The sequence below is a fragment of the Cupriavidus basilensis genome, from assembly GCF_029335485.1.
In the GTDB taxonomy this organism is placed as follows: Bacteria; Pseudomonadota; Gammaproteobacteria; order Burkholderiales; family Burkholderiaceae; genus Cupriavidus; species Cupriavidus basilensis_E.
In genome coordinates this window covers 1-6,623 of sequence record NZ_JARJLM010000505.1, presented here as the reverse complement: position 1 = coordinate 6,623, position 6,623 = coordinate 1, and the positions used below count along the sequence as shown (strand labels likewise).

Genomic DNA, 6,623 nt, shown 5'->3' with positions numbered 1-6,623 from the left:
GCCGCGGATTCGCGTCAGCAGGCTCAGCGGTTGCGCATCCAGGTCTTCCAGGCGATCCATAGCTTGCGCATCGGCGTCAGCGAGATACGCTGGTTCAGCACCTGGAAATCGCTGGCTTCGAGTTCGTCCAGCAGCGTCTGGTAGATCGCACCCATGACCAGCCCGGCCCGCTGGGCGCGGCGGTCGGCGGCGGGCAGCAGCGCCAGCGCCTCGCGGTACAGCGTGCGGGACTGTTCGGCCTGATGCCGCATCAATGCCACGAAACGGTCCGAATGCGTGCCCTGGTTGATCTCCGAGACCGGCACCTGGAAGCGCTGCAGCGTATTGACCGGCAGGTAGATCCGGCCGCGCCGCGCATCCTCGCCCACATCGCGCAGGATGTTGACCATCTGCAGCGACAGGCCCAGCTTTTCGGCGAATTCCAGCGTATCAGGATGCTGATGGCCGAAGATACGGGCGCTCATGGTGCCAACCACGCCCGCCACGCAATGGCAATAACGCCTGAGCGCGATGTCATCGAGGTAGCGCGACTGGGTCAGGTCCATCTCCATGCCTTCCAGCACTTCGCCGAACATCGGCTGGGTCAGGCCATACGCTTGCACGTGCGGCTGGAGGGCCTTGGTGACAGGATGGGTCGGCGCGCCCTTGAACATCTGTCCAAGCTCGTTGCGCCACCAGGCGAGCTGCTGGTGGGCGACGCTGTCGTCCTGGGTGTCGTCGACGATATCGTCGACCTCCCGGCACCAGGCGTAGAGGGCGGTAATGGCCTGGCGCCGGTCCGGCGGCAGGAACAGGAAGCTGTAATAGAAGCTGGAGCCGCTCTGCGCGGCTTTCTCTTGGCAGTACTGATCGGGCGTCACGCCGTTCTCGGGTGGGTGAAATGGGGGGCTTTACGACGCGCCGGATTGTAGCATTGCGCTTGCGCGGCCTTGCAGCATGCTCCCGTGCGGACAATCGGCTACAGGCCGGGCGGGACGCACCGCAAAAACACAGGTGCGTAACGAAGCCGATCCGTGTACGTGCACTGCGGCCTTTTGCCTCAGCCAGCGTGGCGCCCGCCCGCGCCTTGGCGTGGATCCATTTTCCTCGCGCCCTCGAGTCGTGTTTTTTCAAACGTATGGCCGCCAGCGTCGTTTGACGCCTTTGGGTACACCCCGTAATATTGCTGACCGGTGAGTTATTAATTGACCCGCCGCTTCGCGTAGTACCCGCCGTTCCACCGATTTCACGCTTAACTCATGCCAGTGCCTTGTCCCAGGCCAGAAGTTGCGGCCGTCGATGTGCCTTTTTGTGCTCTTTTTGGTGTTGGCGGGGCTGCCGCGGCAACGTCAGGCGGCGGTGGCCCACGCGTGCGGCGCTTTCGCGCCCTGTTTGCGTTGCCGGTGCTTGCCGGCTTGCTGGTGGTGCTTGGCGGCTGCAACCGGCAGCCGGAACGCGCGCCGGAAGTCCGCCCCGTGCGCCTGATGCAGTTGCAGCCCGGCGCCGGCAAGACGGATTTCGAGTTCTCCGGCGACGTGCGGCCGCGGATCGAGTCGCGGCTGGGTTTCCGGGTCGGCGGCAAGATTGCCGCGCGCCTGGTCGACGTGGGCGCCACTGTCCGCAAGGGCCAGCCGCTGGCGCGCCTGGACCCGACCGACCTGGGCCTGGCGGAAGCGGGCTCGCGCGCCCAGTATGACGCGGCCAAGACCGACCGCGACCTGGCCGAGGCCGATCTCAAGCGTTACAACGAACTGTTCGCCAAGAAATTCATCAGTGCCGCCGAGCAACAGCGCCGCCAGGCTACCTATGATTCGGCGGTCTCCCGCCTGCGCCAGGCCGAGGCAGCGCTGCGCAACCAGGCCAACCAGACCACCTATGGCGTCCTGACTGCCGATGCCGACGGCGTGGTGACCCTGATCGATGCCGAGGTTGGCCAGGTGGTGACGGCTGGCCAGTCGGTGGTGCGGGTGGCGCAGACCGCCGAGAAGGAAGTGGCCGTCGGGCTGCCGGAGGACCAGGTCGAGCGCCTGCGCGGCATTGCCGACGTGACGGTGCGGACCTGGGCCGAGCCCGGCCGCCCGCTACCGGGCCATGTGCGCGAAATCTCCCCCATGGCCGACCCGGTGACGCGGACCTATGCCGCCCGCATCAGCGTCCCCAACCCGCCGGCCGATTTCAAGTTCGGCATGACCGCGGTGGTGACCTTCACCCGCACGGGCGACAACGCCGCGCTGCGGGTGCCGCTGTCCGCGCTGCTGCAGCAACAGGGCGGCAACCAGGTCTGGGTGTACAACGCCGCGGCGGGCACGGTGAATCCGGTCCCGGTGACGCTGGGTGACCTCCAGGGCAACGAGATCGAGGTCAAGCAGGGCCTGTCGCCCGGCCAGACCATCGTCACCGCGGGCGTGCACCTGCTCAAGCCGGGCCAGAAGGTGAGGCCGCTGCAGGCCGTGGCGAGCGCGCCGGCCGCGCGCAACTGAGGCGCGCGGCATGGATCATTCCCGCTTCAACCTTTCCCGCTGGGCCCTCGAGCACCAGCCGCTGACCCGTTACCTGCTGGTGGTGCTGCTGCTGGGCGGGCTCATTGCCTTCTTCCAGCTCGGCCAGGACGAGGACCCGCCCTTTACCTTCCGCGTGATGGTGGTGCAGGCGTTTTGGCCCGGCGCCACCGCCGAGCAGATCGCGGTGCAGGTCACCGACAAGATCGAGCGCCAGATGCAGGAGGTGCCCTACGCCGACAAGATCCGCAGCTTCTCCAAGCCGGGCGAGACCACGGTGATCTTCCAGCTCAAGGACACCTCGCCGGCCAAGGATACCGCCCAGATCTGGTACACCGTGCGCAAGAAGGTCGGCGACATCGCGCAGACCCTGCCGCCGGGTGTGCGCGGGCCTTACTTCAATGACGAGTTCGGCGACGTGTACGGCTCCATCTACGCGCTCTCCGCCGACGGCTTCAACTACAAGGAACTGCGCGAATACGCCGACCTGGTGCGCCAGCAACTGCTGCGCGTGCCGTCGGTGGCGAAGGTGTCGCTGATCGGGCTGCAGGACGAGAAGGTCTATATCGAATTCAACCAGGCCCGCTTCGCCCAGCTCGGGCTCGACATCAATGCGATCGCCGACCAGATCTCGCAGCAGAACAGCATGAACGCCAGCGGCGTGCTGGTGACGCCCGGCGACAACCTGCAGGTGCGCCTGTCGGGCCAGTTCGCCAAGGTGGAAGACCTTGAAAACCTGGTGCTGCGCGGCCCCAACGGCATCGCCAACATCCGCCTGGGCGATATCGCCCATGTCTATCGCGGCTACGTCGATCCGCCTGCGAGCAAGATGCGCTTCCAGGGCAAGGAGGTGATCGGCCTCGGCATCTCGATGGAGAAGGGCGGCGATATCATCGCGCTGGGCAAGAACCTGCGCGGCGCGACGGATGGCCTGCGCGGGCAGTTGCCGGTCGGCATCGAGCTGGACCAGGTGCAGAACCAGCCCGAGGCGGTCGAGCGGTCGGTGGGCGAGTTCGTGCAGGTGCTGATCGAGGCGGTGGTGATCGTGCTGGGCGTGAGCTTTGTCTCGCTCGGCCTGCATACCAGGCCGCTGCGGCTGGACGTGCGCCCGGGGCTGGTGGTCGCGCTGACCATTCCGCTGGTGCTGGCCGTCACCTTCCTGTTCATGAACATGTTTGGCATCGGCCTGCACAAGATCTCGCTGGGGGCGCTCATCGTGGCGCTCGGGCTGCTGGTCGACGACGCCATCATCGCGGTGGAGATGATGGTGCGCAAGCTGGAGGAGGGCTTCTCCAAGATGGAGGCGGCGACCTTCGCCTATACCTCCACCGCCATGCCCATGCTCACCGGCACGCTGATCACGGCCGCGGGTTTCCTGCCGGTGGGGCTGGCGCGCTCCACCGTGGGCGAATACACCTTCGCCATCTTCGCGGTGACCGCCATGGCGCTGGTGCTGTCGTGGCTGGCCGCGGTCTACTTCACGCCCTACCTGGGCTACCTGCTGCTCAAGGCCCGGCCGGCCGGCGGGGGCGAGCAGCACGAAGTGTTCGACACGCCGTTCTACAACCGCTTCCGGCGGCTGGTGAACTGGTGCGTGACCTGGCGCAAGACGGTGATCGTCATCACCCTGGTGGCCTTTGGTCTTGGTCTCTATGCCTTCAAGTTCGTCGAGAAGCAGTTCTTCCCGGATTCGAGCCGGCCGGAGCTGATGGTGGAGCTCTGGCTGCCCGAGGGCAGCAGCTTCGCCCAGACCGAGAGAGAGGCAAAACGCTTCGAGGCCGCGTTGCGGGGGGACAGCGAGATTGTCAGCCTGACGACCTTCGTCGGCAGCGGCGCGCCGCGCTTTTACCTGCCGCTTGACCAGATCTTCCCGCAAACCAATGTGGCGCAGGTGATCGTGATGCCCACCGACGTGGCGCTGCGCGATCGCGTACGGGCGCGCGTGACCAGCCTGCTGGCGAGCGACTTCCCGCAGCTGCGCGGACGCGTCAAGCTGTTGCCGAACGGCCCGCCGGTGCCGTACCCTGTGCAGTTCCGCGTGATCGGGCCGGATGCCGCCGGCGTGCGCAAGCTGGCCGACGAGGTCAAGGCGGTGATGAGCGCCAACCCCAACACGGTGGGCGTCAACGATAACTGGAACGAGAGCGTCAAGGTGCTGCGCCTGGATATCGACCAGGACAAGGCGCGCGCGCTGGGGGTCAGCACCACCGCCATCGCGCGCGTGACCCAGACTGTGCTGACGGGCGTGGCGGTGGGGCAATACCGCGACGGCGACAAGCTAATCGAGATCCTGATGCGGGCCCCGCGCAACGAGCGCGACGCGATGTCGGACCTGCAGAACATGCTGGTGCCCACCACCAGCGGCCGCGTGGTGCCGCTGACCCAGGTGGCGCGCATCGCCTTCCGTTCGGAGCCGGGCGTGATCTGGCGGGAGAACCGCGATTTCGGCGTGACGGTGCAGTCCGACGTGGTGGATGGCATCCAGGGGCCCACCGTGACGGCGCAGATCAATCCCAAGCTGGACAAGCTGCGCGCGCAGCTGCCGGCCGGCTACCGCATTACGGTGGCGGGCGCGGAAGAAGAGAGCGGCAAGGCCGGCGCCTCGATCGCCGCGCAGTTGCCGCTGTGCATCTTCATCATCTTCACGCTGCTGATGCTGCAGTTGCACAGCTTCTCGCGCTCGCTGATGGTGTTCCTGACCGGGCCGCTGGGGCTGATCGGCGCGGCGGCCACGCTGCTGCTGCTGAGCGCGCCGATGGGATTCGTGGCGCAGCTCGGCATCACCGCGCTGCTGGGCATGATCATCCGCAACTCGGTGATCCTGGTCGACCAGATCGAGCAGGATGTGCGCGCCGGCGAGGCGGTCTGGGACGCCATCGTGGAATCGGCGGTGCGCCGCTGCCGCCCGATCATCCTGACCGCGGCGGCGGCCGTGCTGGCCATGATCCCGCTGTCGCGCTCGGCCTTCTGGGGGCCCATGGCGGTCGCCATCATGGGCGGGCTGGTCATTGCTACGGCATTGACCCTGCTGTTCCTGCCGGCGCTGTACGCGGCGTGGTTCCGGGTCAAGGCACCGGCGCCGGGGCCAGCTTTGCCGGCGCGCTGAGCGCGCGCCGGACCGTGCCCGGCCGGGTCAGGCCGCCGGGCGCGTTTGCCGGGTGTTACATCGCCTCGAAGACCACATCCTGCGCGCCCTCCCACAGCACCTTGGTGCCCAGCGCGCGAAGGTTCTCCTTGCCTTCCACGATGGTCAGGAAGTGGTTGCCGGCCAGCTGGCCCATCTTGCTGGCGAAGCAGCAGCTGCCGTAGGCCAGGATGATCTCGGTCTCGCTGTAGCCGCCCGGGTAGAACAGGATGTCGCCCACCGAGGGGTGGCTGGTGTGGTTCTCGAAATCCACCCCCAGCTTGAATTCGCCCAGCGGGATCCAGCAGCCTTCGCCGCTCCAGCGGACGTGGATCAGCTTTTGCCGGTAGGGCAGCAGCTTGCTGAAGGCCGCTACGGTCTGCGGGGCATCGGGATGGGTTTCGGCGACGAACTGGTAGCCGCCGGCGGTGATACGGATACGGGCCATTCAGGCTCTCCTTGGGTGATCGGGGTTGGGGGTTCGGCTGCTTCAGCTTAGCGCCGCCACCAGCGTTTCTGCAAATGCAATCAGGCTGCGGTCGCTGCCGGCGGGGCCCATCAGCGAGATGCCAAGGGGGGCGCCGGCGCGGCCGGACAGCGGCAGGCTCAGCTGCGGGAAGCCCGACAGCGGCGCCAGGCAGAGGGTTTGCGCCGACAGGTTGCGATAGGTTTCGAGTTCGTCGCCGGCGGCGTCCGACAGTGGCGCGATGTCGGGCATGGCCGGCAGGATCAACACGCCGTCATTGCCGAGCAGCGCCGCCAGGTGGGCGGCGAAGGCGTGGCGGATCGCGCTGGAGGCTTCGAACTGCGCGGCCGTGACGCGCTTGGAGAAGGCGAAGCGCGCGGCCACGTCCGGGCCGAGCTGCAGGCCGTACTGCTCGATCATGGCGCCATCCGTCTGCCACGCTTCCCAGCCTTGCACGTAGCGGAAAGCCCACCAGATGGCTTCCAGCGGGCGATCCGCCACCGTGACCGGCGCGGCCTTGCCGAAGGCCGCCTCGATCCTGGCCACCACCGGCAGC

The 6,623-nt window shown here is 67.2% G+C and carries 5 protein-coding genes; 2 read left to right on the top strand and 3 right to left on the bottom strand.

All coding sequences use genetic code 11. The features are described from left to right. Window positions 1-23: 23 nt before the first annotated feature. The gene (gene hpnD / locus P3W85_RS31285) at window positions 24-860 is read right to left on the bottom strand and encodes a presqualene diphosphate synthase HpnD (protein ID WP_017225849.1); all 837 of its coding nucleotides are present in this window, start codon (window positions 858-860) and stop codon (window positions 24-26) included. Window positions 861-1,238: 378 nt separating this feature from the next. Here hpnD and P3W85_RS31280 point away from each other — a divergent pair, with 378 nt between their 5' ends. Beyond that, window positions 1,239-2,459, top strand: coding sequence for an efflux RND transporter periplasmic adaptor subunit (locus P3W85_RS31280; protein WP_035809391.1), 1,221 nt, complete (start codon window positions 1,239-1,241; stop codon window positions 2,457-2,459). A gap of 10 nt (window positions 2,460-2,469) precedes the next feature. Next, a complete protein-coding gene (locus tag P3W85_RS31275; RefSeq protein ID WP_276267614.1) occupies window positions 2,470-5,583 on the top strand; it encodes an efflux RND transporter permease subunit in 3,114 nt (1,037 codons plus the stop codon). Between the two features lie 55 nt (window positions 5,584-5,638). On the opposite strand, the gene P3W85_RS31270 is transcribed toward P3W85_RS31275, so the two are convergent. Next, window positions 5,639-6,049 carry a DUF3830 family protein gene (locus tag P3W85_RS31270; RefSeq protein WP_276267613.1) on the bottom strand — a complete coding sequence of 137 codons (411 nt, stop codon included), beginning with the start codon at window positions 6,047-6,049 and terminating at the stop codon, window positions 5,639-5,641. A gap of 42 nt (window positions 6,050-6,091) precedes the next feature. Then, window positions 6,092-6,623: amidase family protein (locus P3W85_RS31265; protein ID WP_276267612.1), on the bottom strand; the 532-nt coding region annotated here is incomplete at its 5' end.

Excerpts from the sequence above, each read along its gene's own strand:
- P3W85_RS31280 (WP_035809391.1), top strand. The coding sequence starts at position 1,239 with ATGCCAGTGCCTTGTCCCAGGCCAGAAGTTGCGGCCGTCGATGTGCCT.
- P3W85_RS31275 (WP_276267614.1), top strand. The coding sequence starts at position 2,470 with ATGGATCATTCCCGCTTCAACCTTTCCCGCTGGGCCCTCGAGCACCAG.
- P3W85_RS31270 (WP_276267613.1), bottom strand. The coding sequence starts at position 6,049 with ATGGCCCGTATCCGTATCACCGCCGGCGGCTACCAGTTCGTCGCCGAA.